Source organism: Archangium sp. (assembly GCF_045802675.1).
Classification (GTDB): domain Bacteria; phylum Myxococcota; class Myxococcia; order Myxococcales; family Myxococcaceae; genus Archangium.
The window spans coordinates 20,096-40,329 of sequence record NZ_JBJMQO010000102.1; the positions used below are offsets into that span (position 1 = coordinate 20,096).

The window sequence follows — 20,234 nt, forward strand, 5'->3', positions numbered from 1 at the left end:
CCTATCGAGGCCCCGTCCCCTCGCCCGCTCAGGAGCTCGGGAGGAGCTGGCGCACCAGATCCAACAGTTTGCCGCGCTGCACCTCGCGCTTGATGACGTAGCCGTCCGCTCCCGCCTCGAGACCGGCGGCCCGCTCCTGCGGACTGTCCAGCGAGGTGCAGAGGATGACGGGGATGTGCGACAGCTTGGGGTGGGCGCGGATGCGCCGGGTGAGCCCGATGCCGTCCAGCCGCGGCATCTGCCAGTCACTCACCACGAGCTGGCAGGGCGTGCGCTCGAGGATGCCCAGCGCCTCCTCGCCATCCCCGGCCGTGACGACCGAGTAGCCGGCGATCTCCAGCATCGACTTCATGGCGAAGCGCGTGGTGAGCGCGTCGTCGCACACGAGGATGTGCGAGCGGCGCACCTCGGTGGCGGCACGCAGCACCACCGGCGTGGCGGCGGCGCGCAGCAGCTCGGGTGCGTTGAGCACCGGGACCACGCTGCCGTCGTCCAGCACGGCGGCTCCGGCCAGGTGCGACACACTCTGCAGGTGCCGCCCCAGCGAGCGGACGACGATCTCCTGCTGTCCCACCACCGCGTCGATGGCGAACACCGCGCGCACGCCGCCGAGCGCCAGCACCATGGCCGTCTGCGGCTTGCCCGACTCGATCGCCAGCGGCAGGCGGGGCATGCCAATGGCCAGGGAGAGCGCGTGGAAGGGAAGCTGCTCGCCATCCACGTCCGCCACCACGTGCCCGGCCACGGGGCCCACGTCGGAGGGAGCCAACCGCAGCACGCGCTCCACCGAGTCCGAGGGAATGGCCACCACCGCCGTGCCCGAGCGCACCAGCAGCCCCAGCGCGCCCGCGAGGATGAGCGGCAGGTCGATGGTGAAGCGCGTGCCCTGGCCCTTCTCGAAGGAGATGTCCACCGCGCCCTGCAGCCGCGTGGCCGTGCTCTGCACCACGTCCAGGCCCACGCCGCGCCCGGAGGTCTCCGTCACCTGCTCGCGGGTGGAGAAGCCCGGCTCGAAGACGAGCCGCGCCGCCTGCATGTCGGTGAGCTTGGCGGCCTCCGCCTCGACGAGCAGCCCGCGGCGCACCGCCGTGGCCCTCACGTTCTCCGGCGACAGGCCCCCGCCGTCATCCTCCACCACCACCGCCAGACGCGTGCCCCGGGGCTCCACCCGCACCGACAGCGCTCCGCGCGGAGACTTGCCCGCGGCCACGCGCGCGGCCGTCGCTTCGATGCCGTGGTCCAGCGCGTTGCGCACCAGGTGCTGCAGCGGATCCTTCAGCACGTCGACGATGCGCCGGTCGATGCGCACGTCACCACCGGCGAGCACCAGCTCCACGTCCTTGCCCAGACGCGCCGCCAGCTCGCGCACCGTGCGCTTGAGCGGCTCGAGCATCTGCGAGGCCGGCACCATCCGCAGGTCTCTCAGGTCGTCGCGCACCACCTGGGCCACCAGCGCGAGCTGCTCGCCCTCGCGGTGCACGTCCTTGGAGAGCTGCAGCAGCCGCTTCTGCACGCCGCGCACCTGGCCCACGCCGGCACGCAGGGTCTCCAGCGCCCCGCCGCCACCGCCGGACAGCGCGAGCTGCTGGGCCGAGCGCTCCAGCTGCAGCAGGGCGTGGTTCGTCTGCTCCATCAGCTCGCGGTGGGCCTCCGCGCGGCGCAGCTGCTGCGCCCGGCCCGCGGCGAGCTGCTCCACCTGCAGCGCCAGCGAGTCGAGCGTCCGCACCGACACGCGCACCACGCCCGCCCGGTCCATGTCCGTCTGGCGCCGGCCACCCGACGCCGAGCGCGCCGTCACCTCGGGCTCGGCCGGAGGCGCCGCGGGCTCCACCGCGACCTCCTCGGTGAGCACCTCCAGCGCGCCGCGCAGCTGCACCAGCGCGCCCGCGATGTCGGAAGCCGCCACGCTGGCGCCGACGCCCGCCTCCTCCATGCGCGCGAAACCCGCGCGGATGTTGCTCGCCAGCGACTCCACGGCCGACGCGCCCACGGTGTTGGCCGCGGCCTTCAGCAGCTCGGCCAGGCCCACCGCCTCCCAGACGGCGCCCGGGCGGTCCTCCAGGCCCGGCGAGCACAGCCGGCCCAGCGACGTCTCCAGCTTCTCCAGCGTCTGCAGGCCATCGCGCCGGAACTGCGCCGGCACCTTGGGCCTGGCCTCGGCCACCTGCTCGAAGCCCCCCTTGCCGAGCGCGGACAGCAGTTGCGCCAGCTCCTCGACGTGGGGCGACTCACCGACGTCCCCGCGGTTGAGCGCGGACTCGATGGCCGACAGGCTGCGCAGGGTGCACTCCACCAGCCCCGGCGGCGGGATGTGGCCCGGAGCGCACCGCGCCAGCCCGTCCTCGATGGCGTGCACGAGCTGCTCGATGTCCGCCAGGCCCAGACTGGCCGCGGAGCCCTTGAGGCTGTGCACCTCGCGCTTGAGGGAAGTGAGCTGCTCGGACACCTGATCGGCGGTGCCCTGCTACAACCCCAGCACCGCGGTGCCGATGTTCTGCAACTGCTCACGCGTCTCGGCCGCGAAGATGGGCCAGAGGCTGCGCAGAACCCGAGGATCCATGCGCCCCGTCCTATCCCCGCCCCACCACGGTGGGATCACTGAACTGCACGAGGTCGAGCACCATCATCCGATTCCGGGTGAGAAACGTGAAAGGTCCCGGCGGCGGGTGGGACAGGTCCGCCCGAGGCAGCTCCTGCCGTCCGTCCACTTCTTCCGCCGCCAGACCGAAAAACTCCTCGGACACCTCCACCACGACGACCCGGCTGAGGTCCGACATGCCACCGCCCTCCAGGCCCAGCACCTGCCGCAGATCCAACACCGGCACCACCCTCGAGCGCGACACCAGGGCCCCCAGCACGTACCGGGGCGCTCCCGGCAGCGGGCACAGGCCCTTGGACTCCAGCACGTGGTCCACCGAGTCGATGGGCACGGCGTAGCGCTCGCCGCCCACGCGGAAGGCGAGCACCGACACCGTCTCGCGCCGCTCCTCGTGGCGTGAGTCGGCCAGAGCGCGCGCCCGCTCGGCGAGCACCTCGCGGCGGCGCTCGGGGCTGAGCACCTGCGCGCCCTCGAGCACCGCCTGCGCCTCGTCCAGCTTGCGGCGCAGTGCCGTGTAGTCGATCTTCCCGCCCGCCTGGTCGCCGGCCATGGCCCCTCGTCAGTACTTGCCGGCGGGAAGCTTCAGGATGCTGCGCACCTTCTCGCGCAGGTCATCCACCGCCACGGGCTTGTTGAGGAACGCGCTCGCACCCACCAGCCGGCCGCGCTGCCGGCTCGCGTCGTCCTTGAGCGAGGTGAGCATCACGAAGGGCGTGGCGAAGAGGATGGGGTCGGCGCGAACCGCCGCGCACAGCGCGAACCCGTCCATCTCCGGCATCTGCACGTCGGAGATGATCAAATCCGGCTTGACCTCCCGCGCGCGCGCCAGTCCCTGCACTCCGTTGCTGGCCTCGAAGAACTCCAGGCCCCATCCCATCAGGTACACCTGGATGAGGTTGGTGATGGTCTTCGTGTCTTCAACGATCAGAACCTTCATACGGCCCATTCCTCCACGGCACGCCCGTTCAGAGCTGGTACTTCCCGACGAGGTCGGAGAAGCGTTTGGAAAGTTTGGAGAGGTTACCGGCGACCTGCTCAATCCGCTTGGTCCCCTCCACGTTGTCCTGCATGGCGATGGTGAGCTCGTTCATCGCCGCGGCGATCTGCTCCACGCCAATGGTCTGCTGGCGGGTGTTGCCCGCGATCTGCCGGGCCGCGCCCGACGAATCCCGGATGAGGTCGGACAGGCCCTTGATGGCGGCCCCCGCGCTCTGGGCCAGCTCCATGGCGGCCAGGGCGCGGCGGCTGCCCTCCTCGGTGGCGGACACCGCGGCGCGGGTGCCCTTCTGCACCTCGCCCAGCAGGGCGCGCACCTGGTTGGCGGCCATCTTCGACTGCTCGGCCAGGGTGCGCATCTCCATGGCGACCACCGCGAAGCCGCGGCCCTGGTCTCCGGCCTTGGCCGCTTCGATGGAGGCGTTGAGCGCCAGCAGGTTGGACTGCTCGGCCACGTCCTTCACCGTGGTGATGATGTCGCCAATCTGGAGCGTCTGCTCGTTGAGGTCGGTGATGGCCAGGGCGATGGCCTTCACCTGCTCGCTGAGCTTCTCCATGGCGAGCACGCTCTCGTCGACGACCTTCTGGCCCTGGGCACTCAGCGAGTCCGAGCGGCTGGTGCCGCTGATGACGGTGTCCGCGAAGGAGGTGGCCTGCTTGGAGGTCTGGGCGATCTCCGCCACCGTGGCGCCCGTCTCGTGGATGGCGGAGGCCTGCTCGTTGGCCATGGCGGACTGCTGCGAGGAGGTGGCCAGCACGTTGGTGGCCTCGCGCTCCATGTCCGCCGCCGCGCCGCGCAGGTCCTTGAGGAGGTTGGTGAGCATCTCCGCCATGGTGGCGAAGCTGCGCGCCAGGTCCCCCACCTCGTCGGTGCCGGTGGGATCTATCTGCTGGCGGAGGTCTCCCGCGGCCATGCCGGCCGCCGCATGGGCCAGGCGCTCCAGGGGGATGATGAGCATGCGGCACACCACGGCCACGCCCGCGAGGCAGACGATGAGCGCCAGCAGGCCCAGGCCCAACCCGCGCATGGCCATGCGGGACACGGCCTGGTTGAGCTCGTCCAGCTCCAGGCCCACCTGCACCGAGCCCACCAGCGACTGCGTCCCGTCCGCGGCGGGGCCGCGCGGCTCGAAGAGGATGGAGGCGGAGGTCTCCAGCACCGGCCGGCCGCCCACGGAGAGCTCCCGCTTGCGGGCCTGCGGCGACAGGGCGGGCAGCAGCGTCGGGCTCAGCAGCCGTGCCGCCGTGGCATGGCCGAGAATCTCACCCTGCCGGTCGCGCACCACCACGTACGCCACGTCCGGGTTGTCGCGCAGCGTGGCGGCCGTGGCTAGCTTCAGGCCCTCCTCGTCACGCGACCAGGTGGCGATGGCCAGGTGATGGGCCAGCTCCTGGCTCGCCGCCGCGGCGCGCTTGGTGAACTCCACCTTGAGCGACTCGCGCATCTGCAGCGAGAAGACGGCCACGAGCGCGGCCAGCACCAGCGCGCCCGCCACGCCGGTGATGGCGACGATCTTCGTCCGCAGGCTGAGCCGCCGCATGTCCAGCCTCTGGATGGCGGGCGGCCTCATGCCATGGGCTTCCACAGATCCTCCCAGCTCCTACGAGCGCGGTTCATCGCGCACCCGACTTTCCCATCTTCACACCCGGCACGAGCACTCGCCGCAACCCACCCGCCGTCATCGTCTCCACTCCGCGCAGCACGTGCTCGTCATCCAAACCTTCCAGCGCCCGGAGCGCGTTGCGACGGGCGCGCTCGGCCTCGTCGGGCTGGCCCAGCTGGCCATACAACGCCACCAGCATCGCATGACCGATGGCCAGTTGCGGCTCCAGATAGAGGGCCTTGCGCACCGCGGTGACGGCTCCCTGCACGTCCCCCCGCCCTTCGTACACCATGGCCAGCAGCAGGTAGGCCTCGGGGGACAGCTCCCGGGCGGCCAGGCGGGCGAGCTCCTCGGCGCGCTCGTGCTTGCCGGCCCGGGCCGCCGCCAGGGCCTGCTCCACGATGTCCTGCACCGAGGAGCTGGCGGAGACGGTGGGGGACGCGGAGGCGGCCACCCGGCCCTCGGCGGGGGCGGAGGGCACCGGAGTGGGAGGCACGGGCGTGCCCCGGGCGGGAGGGGACACCCGGCGCAGGGGACTGGGCGCCCGGGAGACGACGCGCAGGGGCGTGGAGCGGACCGCCCGCGCGGAGGCACGCTGCTCGGCGGCCTTGTCACTCAGGAGGGGCTTGCGCAGCACGGGCATCCCGTCCACCTCCCGCTCCTCGAGCCCCAGGCCCTTGGTGAAGGGCAGCTCCGCGGGCGCGACGAAGAGCCAGCCCCCGGGCGCCAGCGCCAGGACGAGCCGCTGCAACACCGTGGGGATGATTTCGGGCGGGAAGTAGATGAGGACGTTGCGGCAGAAGACGGCGTGGGCACCGGACACGGGCGGCGGATCCGTCACCAGGTTGTGGCGCCGCAGCTCCACCCGGGCGCGGATCTCCTGGGGCACGGAGACGGACTCCGGCGTGAGGGTGAGGAAGCGCCGCTCCAGCGTGGGCTCCATGCGCCGCACGGACCAGGACGAGTACGTGGCCTGCCGGGCCCGCTCCAGCGCGCGGCCGGACACGTCCGTGCCCACCACGCGGATGTGCTCGGGGTTCATGCCCGCCGCCACCAGCGTCATGGCGATGCTGTAGGGCTCCTCCCCGCTGGCGCACCCGGCGCTCCACACGAGGAAGGGCCCGAGGTGCTGGGAGGCCAGGCGCCCCAGCTCGCGCAGCTGCTCCGGGTGGCGGAAGAAGTACGTCTCGCCGATGACGGCGTAGCCGATGAAGGCCTCGACGGCGGCGGTGTCGCGCGCCAGCAGCCTCTGGAGGAAGTCCGGGGTGGGCATCCCCTGGGACTCGGCGGCGCGCGTGAGGGCGGTCCCCAACGAGCGGCGCACGCTGGAGGCGAGCACCATGCCGCACGCGGCGCGCAGCACGGACTCCAGCCCGCTCAGCGTCGCCTCGTCGAGGCGCTCCACGCGCACCGGCTCCTTCACGCAGCCTCCGGCGCCGACAGGATGGCCGAGGCCCGCAGCAGCGGGCGGATGCCCTCGGAGGTGCGGCACAGGCCCGCCATCAACCCCGTCTTGTCCCAGGGGATGGAGTCGTCGCCCGTGACGGCGCCGTCCACCAGCACCGGGGACTCCACCAGGTCGCGCACCCGGTCCACCAGCACCGCCACCGTGCGCGCGCCGCCGCAGATGACGAGGTGGGCGTCCATGTCCGGCTCCCGATTCACCCCCAGCAGCGCCGCCAGGTCCACCACCACCGCGGGCGTGCCCCGGTAGAGCATGGTGCCGCGCACATGGGGGAGCGCCGCCGGTAGGGGCTCGATGGCCACCAGCCGCACCACCTCCATCACCGCCTCCACGGGCAGCAGGGCGGTGGCGCCGGCCACCTCCACCGTGAGGTAGAGGCCGGGCAGCCGCTGATCCACGCCGAGCGTCGCCAGCTCCCGCCGGAGCCGGACGATCTCCTCCTCCAGCGCCGCCAGGCGTTTCTGGACTGACACACGCTTCGCCTGGGCTTCAGCCGTCATCGAAGGGGAATCGACCATCGCGAGCCCGCCGGGGGACAAGTGCGGGAAGAATTGGACGGTAGTCCGACATTGCGGGACCCGTCAATGCGGGCTTTGCATCCGCTCGCTCGCCCAGCACCCCGTGGAGGGGAGCGGCGAGGTGGCGGGCAGGCATCATCTCCCAAGTCGCGTGTTTCCGGGAGATGTGGTTTCATGGCGAGCCGTGCGGATGGTTCCTACCCAGGCACAGACCGGGGGAGCAGAGTAAACATGGTGACCGGCGACTCGCAGGGTCCGAGCGACAATGGCGGCGCGGATCCTCTCATCGGGCGGACCCTCAACGGCCGCTTCAGCATCCTCGAGCCGATCGGCGTCGGAGGAATGGGTCGGGTCTACCGCGCCCAGCAGACCCCCTTGGATCGGGTGGTCGCGCTCAAGGTGCTCAACCCCAACTTCCCCACCAGCAAGGATCCGGGCTTCCAGAAGCGCTTCCTGCGCGAGGCCTCGTTCACGTCCAAGCTCCGCCACCCCAACACGGTGACGGTGATCGACTACGGGCAGACGGACGACGGCATCTACTACATCGCCATGGAGTACCTGGAGGGGCGCACCCTCGGCCAGGCCCTGGCGGAGTCCGGTCCCCTGCCCTGGGCGCGCGCCATCAACATCGGCCAGCAGATCTGCCGCTCGCTGCGCGAGGCCCACAACCAGGGCATCGTCCACCGCGACCGCAAGCCCGCCAACATCATGCTCCTCAACGAGTCCGATCAGGATCTCGTGAAGGTGCTGGACTTCGGGCTGGTGAAGTCCATCGCGCCCGCGGACGACGCGCCCAACCCGGAGATCACCCAGAGCGGCACCTTCCTGGGCTCGCCGGCGTACATGGCCCCGGAGCAGGCGCGCAACGAGGCCGACGTGCGCAGCGACGTGTACTCGCTGGGCGTGGTGCTCTACCAGATGCTGGTGGGGCGGACGCCGTTCGTGTCCAAGGATCACATCGAGCTCATCTTCGCCCACCATAAGGAGCTGCCGCCCGCGTTCAGCTCGGTGCGGCCGGAGCTGAGCATCCCGCCGGAAATCGAGTCGCTGGTGCGCCGGTGCCTGGAGAAGGTTCCGGCCCACCGCCCCCAGACGATGGACGAGCTGCTGGAGGCGATGCGCGAAGCCAGCATGGCGGCGGGCGGCAACAGCGGCATCTTCCGGCGCCCGGGCGGGCAGAACACCACGGGTCCGCACAAGACGCCGCTCTTCGCGGGGATTACCGGAGAAACAGCGGAGAACAACACGCTCGCGGTGGACATCAGCGTGGTGGTGCCGCCGGACGTGCAGCAGGCGCGGCGGCGCACGCTGATGCTGGGCGGACTGGTGGGCGGAGGCATCGCCGTGGCCCTCGCGGGCGGCCTGCTGATGTACTCGGGTGTCTTCGCGCCCAAGCCCAAGGCGGAGGTGGCGGCCCCGGCCGCGCAGGTAGCCCCCGCCGAGAAGCCCGCGACGGAGCAGGTGGTGCGCTTCCGGCTGATGAGCCAGCCCACGGGCGCGCGCGTCGTCTACAAGGGCCAGGAGCGGGGCACCACGCCGCTGCTGCTGGAGATTCCCAAGGAGAAGGGCCAGGACACGGTCACCGCCGAGTTCACCTTCGTGCTCGACGGCTACCAGATGGAGACGGTGATCACCGGCGGCTCGGGCGAGGTGGTGTTCGCCCAGAAGATGCAGCGTGCGCGCGGGGGCGGTACCCGCAACGCGAGCGCGGCCTCGGGCGGCCGGGTGGAGCACGCCTCGGGCACGGCGGGCGACTCCTCCACGGTGTCGGCCATGGGCTCCATCTCGGCGCCGGTGATGATGGAGTCCGACACGCCCCCCGCGCCACCGAGCCCCGCGCCCGCGTCGGCGCCGAAGCAGGTGGAGCAGAACGCGGCGCCCACGCCCGCCGGAAGCCTGGCGGTGCCGGTGGCGGCGCTGTCCAAGAGCGTGGCGCCCACGGGTGACGGTCCGGTGCCCTTCCAGGAGGGCATGCCGCGGCCGGTGGAGCTCTCGGGCAAGGACATCGTCTACACGCGCGAGGCGCTCGCCGCCCGCATCGAGGGGACGATGATCGTCAAGTGCGTCATCACCAAGAAGGGCTCGGTGGAGAACTGCCGCGTCATCAAGGGACTGCCGCACATGAACGAGGCGGTGGTGCAGTCGCTGCAGTCGCGCACCTACAAGCCCATCACGCTGCAGGGCAGGCCGGTGGCGGTGGACTACACCTTCAGCATCCGCCTGGTCGCGCCGCGCGCCCGCCGCTGAGCGCCTCCCGCTTCACTCGTAGTCGACTACGAGTGAAGCGGCCGCACCCCGTCACGAGCCCCCATGCGGGCTCAGGGTGAGGGGAAGCCGAGCGTGGGGTTGGGCTCGGCGCCGGGCACGCCCCAGTCCACCACGGACCAGCCGCGCCGCAGGGCCTCGCGGCGCAGGCGCCGGTCCGGGTTGACGGCCACGGGGCGCCCCACCACCTCCATCACCGGCAGATCCGAGTACGAGTCCGTGTAGAAGGCGCACTCGGACAGGGGGATGTTGGCCTGCGCGGCGTAGGTGCGCGCGTAGTAGAGCTTCCCCTCGCCGAAGCACACCTCGCCCAGGGGCTTTCCGGTGTGCAGCCCCGAGGCATCCACCTCGAAGCGGTTGCAGAGCATGGCGTCCAGGCCGAGGTCGCGCGCCACCAGCTCGGACATGTAGCCCGAGGACGAGGTGAGCAGGACGAGCTTGTGCCCGGCCGAGCGGTGCTCCTCGAGGGCGCGCAGGGCGCCGGGCCGGAACTGCGCGCGGACCAGCTCCTCGTAGAACTGGACGGTGCGCTCGCGCATGTGCTGCTCGCCCGTGCCCTCCAGGTGGGTGATGGCCTCGCGCAGCGCGTCCTGCAGGGCGACGAAGCCCAGGTGGTAGCGCGCGAGGTACATGCTGGCGCGCAGGGCCTGGAGCCGGGTGATGTGGCCCAGGGCGAGCTCGCGGCGGACCCACAAGGAGCCCGAGTTCACCGCGAGCAACGTCTTGTCCAGATCGAAGAAGGCGATCCCCATGCGCCTTTCCCAGTTAATCACGGAGCGCGCGAGGAGCCGCTCCGGCCCGCCCGCCTGCCCGCTCGCGACGCCGGCCGAGGGCCAGCGCTCCCAGCAGCGCCGCCGCGGGGAAGAGGGATCCGGGAGCCGCGCCGCACCCCACGCCAGTGCCGGTGGACACCGCCTGGAAGTGGCGGCCGAGGTCGGGGCGCTCGCCGCACTGGGTGGGCGGAAGGCCCCGGGGATAGGCATCGCAGAAGCCCTGGGCGCTGCCCGCGTCGATGATGCGCTTGTGCGTCTCTCCCGGGGGCGCGGTGGGCTCCATGGTGGAGCCGGGGACCGACACGTGGTCCAGGCCCACCACGTGGCCCAGCTCGTGCGTCAACGTGTTCTGGATGTCGGTGACGACGCACTCGGAGGACACCTGCCCGTCGCACGGCGGCGAGTCCACGGTGGTGAAGGTGAAGCCCCGCCCGTTGGTGCTCGCGTTGAGCTCGATGTCCGCGTCGAGGATGTAGCCGGTGCGGAAGCTGAAGGTGGTGGTGGTCAACCCGATGGTGGCGGCGCCGTGGTCCCAGCAGGCGTACGTGTTGGCGCAGGTGTCCTCGTCGATGCACGCGTCTTCCGGCGGGACGATGTCGTTGCAGTCCACCTCGCGGAAGGTGAGGACGTTCTCGTTGTCCTGGCTGTCCTTCACGTAGCCCACCCGCGGGTGCACGAGATCCTGGCCGCGGGTGAAGGTGAAGTCGCTGCACGTATCGGACACGGCGCGCCAGGAGGCGATGGCGGCCTCGATGGCGGAGAGCTCGGAGTCGCCGGGCGTGCGGCTGCTGCCGGCCGCGTCGATCCGGTACAGGTAGTCACGGCCGGGCCAGACGACGCAGAAGGGCCGGCCGGGCACCAGGGTGCGCTGGTACGTCTGGGCCTCCGCCCCGGAAGCGGCGAGGGCGAGCACCGAGAGGGCGAGCCACGGAAGCGAGCGCCTCACGACCGGGCGCCCCCACGGCGGCGCCACGCGAGCAGGGCCGCGGCGGCCATGGCGGGCAGCCACGTGCCGGCGCCGGTGCTGGAGCAACCCGCGGCCTGCTGCCCGAGCACCGCCGTGGTGCCACTGGAGCTCAGCGACGGGGTGACGCAGCTCTGGCTGGGCTTGCCCTTGGGGTACGTCAGGCACACGAAGTCGCGCGAGCCGTCGTCGATGTTGCGCTTGGAGATTTCCCCCGGCGGAGCGCTCGGGTTCATGACGGAGCCGAGGGCCCGGGTGTGGTCCAGGCCGACCAGGTGGCCGATCTCGTGCGTCATGGTGTTCTGCACGTCGGTGGCCACGCAGTCGTTGGTGCTGCTGGAGGGGGCGGTGGTGCAGGGCGGGGAGCTCGCGGTGCTGAAGACGAAGCCGCTCGCGTTCAGCTGGATGTCCGAGTCGTAGACGATGCCGGACTTCTCGTCGTACGTGGTGAGCGTGAGGGCGATGGTGCCCCCGTTGCTGTCCCAGCAGTCGAAGGCGTTGCCGCACGAGTCGTCGGTCCAGCACTTGTCGCTGGAGGACACCACGTCCGTGCAGCGCTTGGAGCGGAAGAGGACGAGGTTGCGGTTCCCGCCCGTCATCTCGTAGCCGACCTTGCGGTCGTCCACGAGGGGGCCCTCGGAGAAGTGGAGGTTGCCGCAGGACTCGAAGATGTTCTCCCAGCTCTGGAAGGAGGCGCGGATGGCCTGGAACTCGCGCTGCTTCTGCTCCTCCAGGGCGGTGTTGGGGTTGCCCACGCTGCTGAGCTGCCAGGTGAGGGTGGGCACCGTCCAGTAGAGGCACTGGGAGCTGGTGTTGCCCGCCTCCACGCGGCTGCGGACGTACGGGTCCGAGCTCTGCCCGAGGGCGAGGGTGAGCAGCAACGAGGTGAGCATCACGGCCGCTTCTCCTGGGCGCGAACCGGGGCCTGCTGCTGGAGCGCGGTGCGGATGGAGGCCTTGAGGTCCGTCAGCGGCATGGAGCGCTGCGAGGACTGGGTGGGCTGGCGCGTGTCCGGGTCCAGCAGGAGCGAGTCCCCGGTGGGCTCCGGCACGGCCATGGCGCTCTTCCCGCCCTCGGAGCGCTGCACCTTGTACTTGCCCTGGGCCATGCCCGAGACGCGGAAGGCCTGGGGCCCATGGCGCTCGAGGAACACCACCACCTCCTCGCCGGGGGTGAAGGAGGCCAGGCCGCTCACGGTCTGACCGATGTCCCCTACCCGCCCACCAGGCTGGGTGACGAGCACCGTGCCGCCCGTCTGCCCCTTGAGGGCCTCGGTGACCTGGATTTCCACATCCGTGACGATGCGGCGTCCATCTCCGCTCCACCGGCTTTCCACCCGGCGCACCGTGCCATGGACGATGGCATCGGCCGACTGGGCGAGCTCTGGCAGCTCCGCCCGGAGCATCGTGGTGGCGCTCACGGGCAGACAGAACAGGAGAACAGCCGGAAGGAGCGCACGGAGCGCGATGGGAGATTTCATGCAAGAGCCCTCGGTGCGGCGCAGTTTAATGCATTGGCCGGGCCGACGGGCAGGTAACTCGGCCGCTCGTTGACCACCCAAGCCGCTCCTGCTATCCGCGCCCCTTGCCTATGGCCACTGTTCCTCGCGTCCGTTTCGCGCCGTCCCCGACCGGTTACCTCCACATCGGTGGAGCCCGCACCGCCCTCTTCAACTACCTCTATGCGAAGCGCTACGGCGGCGTCTTCATCCTGCGCATCGAGGACACGGACCAGGAGCGCTCCACCCCCGAGTCCGTGAAGGCCATCCTCGACGGCCTCACCTGGCTGGGCGTGGACTGGGACGAGGGCCCGGGCAAGGAGGGCTCCGCGGCACCCTACTTCCAGACGCAGCGGCTGGAGCTCTACAAGAAGTACGCGGACCAGCTCATCGCCGAGGGCAAGGCGTACCGCTGCTACTGCACGCGCGAGGAGCTCGACGCGCGCCGCGCCGCCGTGGAGAAGGCCACGGGCAAGCCGGGCACGTACAAGTACGAGGGCACCTGCCGCGACCGTAAGGACATCCCCGAGGGCCGCACCGCCGTCCTCCGCTTCCGGATGCCGGAGGGCGAGGGCGAGGTGACGTTCGACGACAAGGTGCTCGGCCCCATCACCAAGGCGTACTCGGACCTGGATGACTGGGTGATGATGCGCGCGGACGGCATCCCCCTCTACAACTACGGCTGCGTCATCGACGACCACACCATGGACATCACCCTGGTGGGGCGCGGGCAGGAGCACGTCAACTCCACCTTCCCGCAGCTGATGCTCTACAAGGCCTTCGGGTGGACGCCGCCCGACTTCGCCCACTTCCCGCTCATCCTCGGGCCGGACCGCGAGAAGCTCTCCAAGCGCAAGCACCCCGAGGCGGACGTGATGCTGCACAAGCGCAACGGCGTGCTGCCCGAGGCGCTGCTCAACTACGTCATCCGCCTGGGCTGGAGCCACGGCAACGACGAGGTCATCAGCCGCGAGCAGATGGTGGAGTGGTTCGACTTCGACCACGTGGGCAGCACCTCCGGCGTGTGGAGCCCGGACAAGCTCATGTGGCTCAACCAGCAGTGGCTCAAGCTGCTGCCCCCGGCGGTGGTGGCCGAGCGGCTGGTGGACTTCCTCGAGGCCAAGGGCGTGGCCCTCAAGGTGGGCGACCCGCGGCTGGAGCGCGTGGTGATGGCCTTCCGCGAGCGCGCCAAGACGCTGCAGGAGATGGCGGACATGGCCCTCAAGTACTTCCAGCACGGCGTGACGTTGGAGGAGAAGGCCGCGGCCAAGCACCTCACCGCCGAGTCCAAGCCGCTGCTCACCCAGGTGCGCGAGCAGGTGGCCGCGCTGCCGCACTGGAGCGCCGCCTCGCTGGACGAGGTGGTGAAGAAGGTGAGCGAGACGGCCGGCGTGGGCATGGGCAAGGTGGCCCAGCCGGTACGCGTGGCGGTGACGGGCGGCACGGTGAGCCCGGGCATCGGCGAGACGCTCGAGCTGCTGGGCCGCGAGGAGACGCTCCACCGCCTGGACGCGGCGCTCGCCGGCGCGTAGGCCGCCGCCGGAGTCACTCGACAGGGCCCACAGGTTGGGGTGGACACCTCCGCTCGTGGGCCCTATTCTCCCCCGCGATGACACGAGCGCTTGACAGCCTGAAGGGCCTTTTCTATAAGCCGCGCCCGCTCGGGGCGGCGGTGGTCGCGGCGCTCTGGATGTCGGCGGCGGCGGCGGAGGTGGTGAGCGGGGCGCAGATCCCGGATGGCTCGCAGAAGGTGGGCGAGAACCGGTACCGGGCGCCGGGGGACTTCGAGAAGACGTTGGAGTATTACAAGTCCGTCTACCCGGCGAGCGCCTTCCCTCGAAGGTCGATCGTCAACCAGCCGGGCGTGAAGGCACTCCACATCGTCAATCCGTCGGGGAAGAATTTCGACGGTGTGAACATTTATGAGGCGAACGACGAGGTCCGTATCTACGTCGTCCCGGTGCAGGCCGTCGCGGCGCCGGTGAAGTCCACGCCGGGCGGCAAGTCGGCGAAGAAGCCGGAGTCGAAGCCGAAGGGGAAGAAGTCGCGGTAGCCCCGAGGTTCGAAAAAGGAAGTTGAAAGTAGCTGGGCAGTTGCGGTAGTCAGAAGCGCGGTTGCGGCTCTTGGGGAATCGTCTAACGGCAGGACAGCAGACTCTGACTCTGCTTATCTAGGTTCGAATCCTAGTTCCCCAGCTCGCAGTACCCGGTGGTAGCAAACCGGCCCTGTCGTCTAGCGGTTAGGACGGTGCCCTCTCACGGCACAAACTCGGGTTCGAATCCCGGCAGGGTCACTGAGGCGCCCGCTTCTCTCTTCTGAGAAGCGGGCGCTTCGCTTTTGCGGGCCGAAGCGCCCTGCCCCGCCGCCCTACCGCTGCTCGAGGCTCGCGCGGAAGAGCGCCAGGGCCGAGGCGAGCGCCGCCTGGGCGCGCTGCAGGCTGCGGCGCATCAGCAGCATGCGCACCCGCTCCGGCAGCGACAGCGGCGACGAGGTGCCGAAGCCCACCAGCTCCAGGCGCAGGGTGATGGCGTCCAGCAGGTCCGCCAGGTCCGCGTGGGGGCCGGCCAGCAGCACCACGTCCGGCGAGGCCGACTGAAGGCGCTCGGCGAGCTCCCACCAGTGCGACGCGCCCGTCTCCAGCACCACCACGGCCGCGCCCATCAGCGCCGGCGAGTCCGGGGGCAGCGCCACGGCTTCCAGGCCCTCGTCCAGCAGCGAGCGCAGCGCCTCGGGGCTGCCCACCACCGCCACCTGCCCGCCCGGGGCCACGCGGCTCGCCTGCTCATAGGCGCGCAGCTGCGTCTCCAGCTGCTCGCGCGCCTCCGGCGAGGCCTGTCCTCCCGCCAGCAGCAGCTCGGCCGCCTCACGCGCCACGCGCCGCGCCAGCTCCCGGCCCTTCACCCGCTCGGCCCGGCGCTCCAGCGCGGCGCGCACCTTGGCGCGCACCAGCCGCAGATCCTCGAAGGGCTTGAGGATGTAGTCGCTCGCGCCCGCCGCGAAGGCGGCGATCACCGACTCCGAGCTGGAGTAGCCGGTGATCATCACCGCCTCCAGCGCGGGCTGGATGGCGCGGGCCTCGGAGATGAGCTCCACGCCGCCCATGCCCGGCAGGTTCTTGTCGGTGATGAGCACGTCGAAGCGCTGGGAGCGCAGCAGCTCCAGTGCCTCCTCGGCGTCCTCCGCCAGGCTCACCACCAGGTCCGGCTCACGCGCGAGCAGGCGGGCGCACACGTCGCGCACCACGGGCTCGTCGTCCACCACCAGGACGGTCGAGGCGAGGGTGGCCCCACCCCCCTCACCCCCGCCGCCCTCATCCGTCTCGAAGGGGAGATCCATGCCGCCGAGAATCGCACAGCTCGCGCCGGACTTCGAGCAGCGCCGCGAGGGCCCTATGCTGGAAGGCGTGGCGAGCTTCGCGGACGCACTGGAGGAAAACCCCGCCCCCCGTCGGTTGGGAGACGTACGACTGCGGTACGAGCCGGGCCGCCTGCTGGGCGAGTCCCACCCGCCCTCCTTCTGGCGCAAGCAGCTGCCAGTGGTGTGCCTGCTGCTCGCCGCCGGGTGCGCGGTGGGCGCGCTGGTGGGCGTGCTGTGGGCCGGGGGCGCGGAAGCCACGCCCCCCCTGTCCATGGTGCTGGGCGTGCTGACGGTGGCCCTGGTGGGCGTCGCGCTGCGGCTGGAGGGCCAGCTCGGCCGGCGCCGCTTCGTGCTGCACTTCCCCACCGAGCGCCTGCGGCTGGAGCGGCTGCGGTGGGCGCCCGGGGCCACCCGCGTGGAGTGGGTGCCCTTCGACGAGGTGACGGCGGTGGAGATAGTGGAGCGCGCCGCGAAGCACTACGCGCTGGTGGTGGTGTGGCGCGCCGCGGGCGAGGAGCAGCCGACGCGGCGCGAGGTGCTGGTGGAGCACATCCCGGCCAGCGAGCAGGAGGCGCTCGTGCGCGTGTGGCGCCTCCTGCACAACGCCTTCGGGCTCAGGGGAGCGGGACTCGCTTGAGGCTGATCTCCACCTCGGTGCCCTCGCCCTGCTTGGACGACAGCCGCATGGTACCGCCGGCGTGCGTCACCAGCTCCTTGCAGATGGAGAGGCCGAGGCCCGTGCCGATGCCCACCGGCTTGGTGGTGAAGAGCGGCTGGAAGACCTTCTCCTGCAGCTCCTGGGGGATGCCGGAGCCGTTGTCCGCCACGGTGAGCACCACGTCCTGCTCCTTCGACGACCAGCGCACCTCGATGCGGCCCTGCCGGCCCGTGCCCTCCATGGCCTGCGCCGCGTTGACGATGAGGTTGAGCAGCACCTGGCACAGCTTCACCGGGCCGAACGTCACCTTCACCGGCTCGCCCATGGTGGTGATGCGCGCCCTGTCGCGCACCTCGGCGCGCGCCAGCTTCACCGCGAAGGACACCACCTCGGCCACGTCCGCCGAGGTCTCCATGTCCTCGCCGCGCGCCTGGCCCCTCAGGCCCAGCGCCACCCCACGCAGGTGGTCCGCGCCCGTGGCCAGGTCCGTCAATAGCGCCGGAAGGTCCTCCAGCACGCTCGCCACTTCCTGCGACGGGTCCGTCGCCAGGTGCTTGGAGGCGTACTGCACCACGCACTCCAAATCCCGCCGCAGCGAGGCCACGTTCTGCGAGAGGTAGCCCACCGGGCCCATCAGCTCGTGCGCGATGCCGGCCGTCACCTGGCCCAGCGTGGCCAGACGCTCGGCCTTCATCATCCGCCCTTCCACCTCGCGGATGCGCAGCTCCAGCCGGGCGATCCTCAGCCCGTCCTCGAGCGCGGCGAGCACCTCGGCCCGGTCCCACGGCTTGACGAAGTAGCGGCTCACCTGGCCGCGGTTCACCGCGTCGATGACGGCCTGCATGTCCGAGTACGCGGTGACGAGCATGCGCTTGGCGTCCGGCGCCAGCGTGCGCGCGCGCTCGAGCAGCTCCACGCCCGTCATCCCCGGCATGCGCTGATCCGAGAGGATGACGCCAATCTCACTGCGCTTCTGCTCCAACAGCGTCAACGCCTCGGCCGGTGTCGAGCAGCGGAAGATGCGGAACTTCGAGCCGAAGTTCGCCTCGAACACCCTCAGGTTGAGCGCGTCGTCATCGACATAGAGGACGGCGGGGAGGTCAGACGGATTCATGGAATTCCTCTCCGGGCCACAGGCCGACCAACCCACTCCCACCCAGCCAACGCACTGCGCCCACGCCCCAAGAGATACCACGTCACGCGCAAAACCCGATGGGCCTGTTTCAGCGCATACGAGGACTCGTACGCACCGGAAACCCCGGCACGCTCGGCGTCAAGCGCTCTCCCACCTGGAGCCAGAGCAGCGCACCAGGGAAGCCCCGGGGGAAGCCTCAGCGCTGCGGAGGGAGCTCCAGCGAGGGCCCGCTCGCTTCCTCGCCCAGGGCCGCCTGGGACTCCACGGCCTGCTGCACCGCCTCCAGCGAGTCGAAGCGTCCCCGCGGCAGGCCGCCGAGCAGGGAGAGGACGACGGAGGGAGCGTCGTTCTCCCGGGCGAGCCGGACGAGCTGCTCCGTGGAGAGCGGGAACACGGCCCCGAGCAGGGCCTGGTGGAGGGGCTGTGCCAGAGGGCTGGGTCCACCCATGCGCGTCTCCAACTCCTTCATCCCTTCTTCGAGCCGGGTGCGTCTCATGTCGTCGTCATTCATCGGCGCAAAGTTAAACAGCTCACGAACGCGTTGCGTGCCCTTTTCGACGCCTCCCCAGCAGACAGGGGAAGGAGCCACCGCGGCACCGGCCCCCTTGGCCGACTCCCACCTCGACCCCCACCGTATCCAGGCAGTCCCACATCTGCAGGAGGGACACCATGGCGGACATCAAGGACCCAGGCTACGCGGAGCACATCGAGCACGTGGAAGCCACGCACCCGGACCCCTGGCCCGGCATCAAGGGCCGCTCCGAGGAGCACGAGACGGAGCTGCCCACGGGCACCCAGCGCACCGAGCAGGCCGGAGTCACCGAGGCCCAGCGCAAGCTCGAGCACGAGATGCACGACGAGAAGCAACCGGCCCGGGAGTAGCGGGCCGGGAAGCCCCGGGCGGGCCGCTCGCGAGGGCGGCCCGCCGGGGACAAGCGGTGACTAGAACAGCAACCGCATGGGGTGCTCGAGCAGCGCCTTGAGCTCCCGGAGGTACTCGGCGCCGATGGCCCCGTCGATGACGCGGTGGTCGCCCGAGAGCGTCACCGTCATCATCTTGCGCACCACCATCTGCCCGTCGCGGACCACGACCTTGTCCGCGACCGAGCCCACCGCGAGGATGCACGACTGCGGCGGGTTGATGACGGCGATGAACGAGTCGATGCCGTACATGCCCAGGTTGGACACGGTCAGCGAGCCACCCGTGTACTCGTGCGGCTTGAGGCCACGCTTGCGGGCGCGCTCGGCCAGGTCGCGCGACTCGGCGGAGATGGCCGACAGCCCCTTCTTGTCCGCGTCGCGGATGACGGGGGTGATGAGGCCGTCCTCGATGGCCACCGCGATGCCGACATCCACCGTCTCGAAGTGCAGGATGGTGTCACCGTGCAGCGACACGTTGATCTTCGGGTAGCGGCGCAGCGCCATGGCCGCCGCCTTCACGATGATGTCGTTGACGGAGACCTTGGACTCGAGTGCCTTGGCCTCCTCGCGGATCTTCAGCGCGCCGTCCATCTCCACGTCCACCGAGAGGTAGAAGTGCGGGACGCCGGGCTTCACCTCGGCCATGCGCTGGGCGATGACCTTGCGCATGGTGGTGACGGGCACCGCCTTGGGCTCGGGACGCTCGCCCGGAGCCGCCGCCGGAGCGCCTGGCGCCTTGCGAGCGGCGGCCGGAGCGGGCGCCTGGGTGAGGGCCTTCTCGATGTCGCTCTTCACGATGCGGCCGAGCGGACCGGAGCCCTGCACCTGGGTGAGATCCAGGCCGCGCTCGCGGGCCATGCGCTTCGCCAGCGGACTGGCGCGCAGACGGCCCCCGGGCGTGGCGACGGGCTTCGGCGCGGCGGCCGGAGCGGGAGCCGCCGACGGAGCCGCGGCCTTGGGCGCGGGCGCCGCGGTGGGCGCCGGAGCCTGGGCGGGAGCGGCGGCGGGCTTCGCGCCACCCTTCCCCGCCAGGAACGCGATGGGCGCACCGACCTTCGCCATCTGGCCTTCCTGCACCACGATGCGCGCGAGCACACCGTCGTCGTAGGCCTCGACCTCGAGGTTGGACTTGTCCGTCTCGACCTCGGCGATGGCCTGGCCGGAGGAGACCTTGTCCCCCTCCTTCTTCAGCCACTTGATGAGCTTGCCCTCCGTCATCGTCGGAGAGAGCGCGGGCATCACCACGGGGATGCCATCGCCCCCACCGGCGGCGGCGGGCTGGGCGGCGGGAGCCGGGGCCGGAGCGGCGGCCTTGGGGGCCTCGGCCTTGGGAGCGGCGGCGGGCGCGGCGGGCTTCGCGGCCCCACCGGCGTCGACCTTCTCCCCCTTGGCACCGAGGATGGCGATGGGCGCGCCAACGGTGGCCATCTCCCCCTCGGGGACGACGATCTTCAGCAGGTAGCCGTCGTCATAGGCTTCGA

The 20,234-nt window shown here is 71.0% G+C and carries 19 protein-coding genes and 2 tRNA genes; 7 read left to right on the forward strand and 14 right to left on the reverse strand.

Features of this window, described 5'->3' with window-relative positions:
* Positions 1–28 precede the first annotated feature (28 nt).
* From ACJ8AN_RS29225 to ACJ8AN_RS29250, 6 genes are all read right to left on the reverse strand, one after another.
* Positions 29–2,446 (reverse strand): response regulator, encoded by a 2,418-nt coding sequence (locus ACJ8AN_RS29225; protein ID WP_407758790.1) that lies wholly within the window; start codon positions 2,444–2,446, stop codon positions 29–31.
* A gap of 124 nt (positions 2,447–2,570) precedes the next feature.
* Positions 2,571–3,149, reverse strand: coding sequence for a chemotaxis protein CheW (locus ACJ8AN_RS29230; protein ID WP_407758791.1), 579 nt, complete (start codon positions 3,147–3,149; stop codon positions 2,571–2,573).
* Between the two features lie 9 nt (positions 3,150–3,158).
* Positions 3,159–3,536 (reverse strand): response regulator, encoded by a 378-nt coding sequence (locus ACJ8AN_RS29235; RefSeq protein ID WP_407758792.1) that lies wholly within the window; start codon positions 3,534–3,536, stop codon positions 3,159–3,161.
* A 28-nt stretch (positions 3,537–3,564) separates the two neighbouring features.
* Positions 3,565–5,166, reverse strand: coding sequence for a methyl-accepting chemotaxis protein (locus ACJ8AN_RS29240; RefSeq protein WP_407758793.1), 1,602 nt, complete (start codon positions 5,164–5,166; stop codon positions 3,565–3,567).
* Between the two features lie 43 nt (positions 5,167–5,209).
* Positions 5,210–6,622: a CheR family methyltransferase gene (locus ACJ8AN_RS29245; RefSeq protein ID WP_407758794.1), complete on the reverse strand. Its 1,413-nt coding sequence runs from the start codon at positions 6,620–6,622 to the stop codon at positions 5,210–5,212.
* Positions 6,619–7,182 (reverse strand): chemotaxis protein CheW, encoded by a 564-nt coding sequence (locus ACJ8AN_RS29250; protein ID WP_407758795.1) that lies wholly within the window; start codon positions 7,180–7,182, stop codon positions 6,619–6,621. Before ACJ8AN_RS29250 ends, ACJ8AN_RS29245 begins: the two co-directional genes overlap by 4 nt.
* 231 nt (positions 7,183–7,413) lie before the next feature.
* Here ACJ8AN_RS29250 and ACJ8AN_RS29255 point away from each other — a divergent pair, with 231 nt between their 5' ends.
* A complete protein-coding gene (locus ACJ8AN_RS29255) occupies positions 7,414–9,429 on the forward strand; it encodes a TonB family protein (protein WP_407758796.1) in 2,016 nt (671 codons plus the stop codon).
* Between the two features lie 71 nt (positions 9,430–9,500).
* Here ACJ8AN_RS29255 and ACJ8AN_RS29260 read toward each other — a convergent pair whose 3' ends face one another.
* From ACJ8AN_RS29260 to ACJ8AN_RS29275, 4 genes are read right to left on the reverse strand one after another with little or no spacing between them, the layout of a single operon-like run.
* A complete protein-coding gene (locus tag ACJ8AN_RS29260; protein WP_407758797.1) occupies positions 9,501–10,199 on the reverse strand; it encodes an HAD family hydrolase in 699 nt (232 codons plus the stop codon).
* A gap of 13 nt (positions 10,200–10,212) precedes the next feature.
* Positions 10,213–11,166 carry a myxosortase-dependent metalloprotease, MXAN_2677/MXAN_2678 family gene (locus tag ACJ8AN_RS29265; protein ID WP_407758798.1) on the reverse strand — a complete coding sequence of 318 codons (954 nt, stop codon included), beginning with the start codon at positions 11,164–11,166 and terminating at the stop codon, positions 10,213–10,215.
* Complete coding sequence (locus ACJ8AN_RS29270; RefSeq protein ID WP_407758799.1) at positions 11,163–12,077, reverse strand: myxosortase-dependent metalloprotease, MXAN_2677/MXAN_2678 family; 915 nt, start codon at positions 12,075–12,077, stop codon at positions 11,163–11,165. The genes ACJ8AN_RS29265 and ACJ8AN_RS29270 overlap by 4 nt, the downstream gene beginning before the upstream one ends.
* Positions 12,077–12,664, reverse strand: a complete 588-nt coding sequence (locus tag ACJ8AN_RS29275) for a hypothetical protein (RefSeq protein WP_407758800.1) — start codon at positions 12,662–12,664, stop codon at positions 12,077–12,079. Before ACJ8AN_RS29275 ends, ACJ8AN_RS29270 begins: the two co-directional genes overlap by 1 nt.
* Positions 12,665–12,774: 110 nt before the next feature.
* Between ACJ8AN_RS29275 and gltX the strand changes: the two genes are divergently transcribed.
* The 4 genes from gltX to ACJ8AN_RS29295 all read left to right on the forward strand — a co-directional run bounded on the left by gltX (position 12,775) and on the right by ACJ8AN_RS29295 (position 14,975).
* Positions 12,775–14,214, forward strand: coding sequence for a glutamate--tRNA ligase (gene gltX / locus ACJ8AN_RS29280; RefSeq protein ID WP_407758801.1), 1,440 nt, complete (start codon positions 12,775–12,777; stop codon positions 14,212–14,214).
* Positions 14,215–14,291: 77 nt separating this feature from the next.
* On the forward strand, positions 14,292–14,735 hold the full coding sequence (locus ACJ8AN_RS29285) for a hypothetical protein (RefSeq protein ID WP_407758802.1): 444 nt from the start codon (positions 14,292–14,294) through the stop codon (positions 14,733–14,735).
* Positions 14,736–14,806: 71 nt separating this feature from the next.
* A tRNA-Gln gene (locus tag ACJ8AN_RS29290) sits at positions 14,807–14,877 on the forward strand.
* 26 nt (positions 14,878–14,903) lie between these two features.
* A tRNA-Glu gene (locus tag ACJ8AN_RS29295) sits at positions 14,904–14,975 on the forward strand.
* Between the two features lie 74 nt (positions 14,976–15,049).
* On the opposite strand, the gene ACJ8AN_RS29300 is transcribed toward ACJ8AN_RS29295, so the two are convergent.
* On the reverse strand, positions 15,050–16,018 hold the full coding sequence (locus ACJ8AN_RS29300; protein ID WP_407758803.1) for a response regulator transcription factor: 969 nt from the start codon (positions 16,016–16,018) through the stop codon (positions 15,050–15,052).
* On the opposite strand from ACJ8AN_RS29300, the gene ACJ8AN_RS29305 reads away from it, so the two are divergent.
* Positions 16,017–16,676, forward strand: a complete 660-nt coding sequence (locus tag ACJ8AN_RS29305; protein ID WP_407758804.1) for a hypothetical protein — start codon at positions 16,017–16,019, stop codon at positions 16,674–16,676. The genes ACJ8AN_RS29300 and ACJ8AN_RS29305 overlap by 2 nt on opposite strands.
* Here the strand turns inward: ACJ8AN_RS29305 and ACJ8AN_RS29310 are convergent.
* Together ACJ8AN_RS29310 and ACJ8AN_RS29315 are read right to left on the reverse strand one after the other, a co-directional pair.
* A complete protein-coding gene (locus ACJ8AN_RS29310; RefSeq protein WP_407758805.1) occupies positions 16,654–17,811 on the reverse strand; it encodes a sensor histidine kinase in 1,158 nt (385 codons plus the stop codon). The two genes, ACJ8AN_RS29305 and ACJ8AN_RS29310, sit on opposite strands and share 23 nt — an antisense overlap.
* 217 nt (positions 17,812–18,028) lie before the next feature.
* On the reverse strand, positions 18,029–18,328 hold the full coding sequence (locus tag ACJ8AN_RS29315; RefSeq protein ID WP_407758806.1) for a DUF2795 domain-containing protein: 300 nt from the start codon (positions 18,326–18,328) through the stop codon (positions 18,029–18,031).
* Between the two features lie 173 nt (positions 18,329–18,501).
* On the opposite strand from ACJ8AN_RS29315, the gene ACJ8AN_RS29320 reads away from it, so the two are divergent.
* On the forward strand, positions 18,502–18,714 hold the full coding sequence (locus tag ACJ8AN_RS29320) for a hypothetical protein (RefSeq protein WP_407758807.1): 213 nt from the start codon (positions 18,502–18,504) through the stop codon (positions 18,712–18,714).
* A gap of 60 nt (positions 18,715–18,774) precedes the next feature.
* Here ACJ8AN_RS29320 and ACJ8AN_RS29325 read toward each other — a convergent pair.
* Positions 18,775–20,234, reverse strand: a 1,460-nt coding sequence (locus tag ACJ8AN_RS29325) for a pyruvate dehydrogenase complex dihydrolipoamide acetyltransferase (RefSeq protein WP_407758808.1), incomplete at its 5' end; no start/stop codon positions are given.

Coding starts and splice junctions, on each gene's coding strand:
- ACJ8AN_RS29240 (WP_407758793.1), bottom strand. CDS start 5,166: ATGAGGCCGCCCGCCATCCAGAGGCTGGACATGCGGCGGCTCAGCCTG.
- ACJ8AN_RS29230 (WP_407758791.1), bottom strand. CDS start 3,149: ATGGCCGGCGACCAGGCGGGCGGGAAGATCGACTACACGGCACTGCGC.
- ACJ8AN_RS29255 (WP_407758796.1), top strand. CDS start 7,414: ATGGTGACCGGCGACTCGCAGGGTCCGAGCGACAATGGCGGCGCGGAT.
- ACJ8AN_RS29320 (WP_407758807.1), top strand. CDS start 18,502: ATGGCGGACATCAAGGACCCAGGCTACGCGGAGCACATCGAGCACGTG.
- ACJ8AN_RS29310 (WP_407758805.1), bottom strand. CDS start 17,811: ATGAATCCGTCTGACCTCCCCGCCGTCCTCTATGTCGATGACGACGCG.
- ACJ8AN_RS29300 (WP_407758803.1), bottom strand. CDS start 16,018: ATGGATCTCCCCTTCGAGACGGATGAGGGCGGCGGGGGTGAGGGGGGT.
- ACJ8AN_RS29315 (WP_407758806.1), bottom strand. CDS start 18,328: ATGAGACGCACCCGGCTCGAAGAAGGGATGAAGGAGTTGGAGACGCGC.
- ACJ8AN_RS29260 (WP_407758797.1), bottom strand. CDS start 10,199: ATGGGGATCGCCTTCTTCGATCTGGACAAGACGTTGCTCGCGGTGAAC.
- ACJ8AN_RS29285 (WP_407758802.1), top strand. CDS start 14,292: ATGACACGAGCGCTTGACAGCCTGAAGGGCCTTTTCTATAAGCCGCGC.
- ACJ8AN_RS29275 (WP_407758800.1), bottom strand. CDS start 12,664: ATGAAATCTCCCATCGCGCTCCGTGCGCTCCTTCCGGCTGTTCTCCTG.
- ACJ8AN_RS29305 (WP_407758804.1), top strand. CDS start 16,017: ATGCCGCCGAGAATCGCACAGCTCGCGCCGGACTTCGAGCAGCGCCGC.
- ACJ8AN_RS29270 (WP_407758799.1), bottom strand. CDS start 12,077: ATGCTCACCTCGTTGCTGCTCACCCTCGCCCTCGGGCAGAGCTCGGAC.
- ACJ8AN_RS29250 (WP_407758795.1), bottom strand. CDS start 7,182: ATGGTCGATTCCCCTTCGATGACGGCTGAAGCCCAGGCGAAGCGTGTG.
- ACJ8AN_RS29235 (WP_407758792.1), bottom strand. CDS start 3,536: ATGAAGGTTCTGATCGTTGAAGACACGAAGACCATCACCAACCTCATC.
- gltX (WP_407758801.1), top strand. CDS start 12,775: ATGGCCACTGTTCCTCGCGTCCGTTTCGCGCCGTCCCCGACCGGTTAC.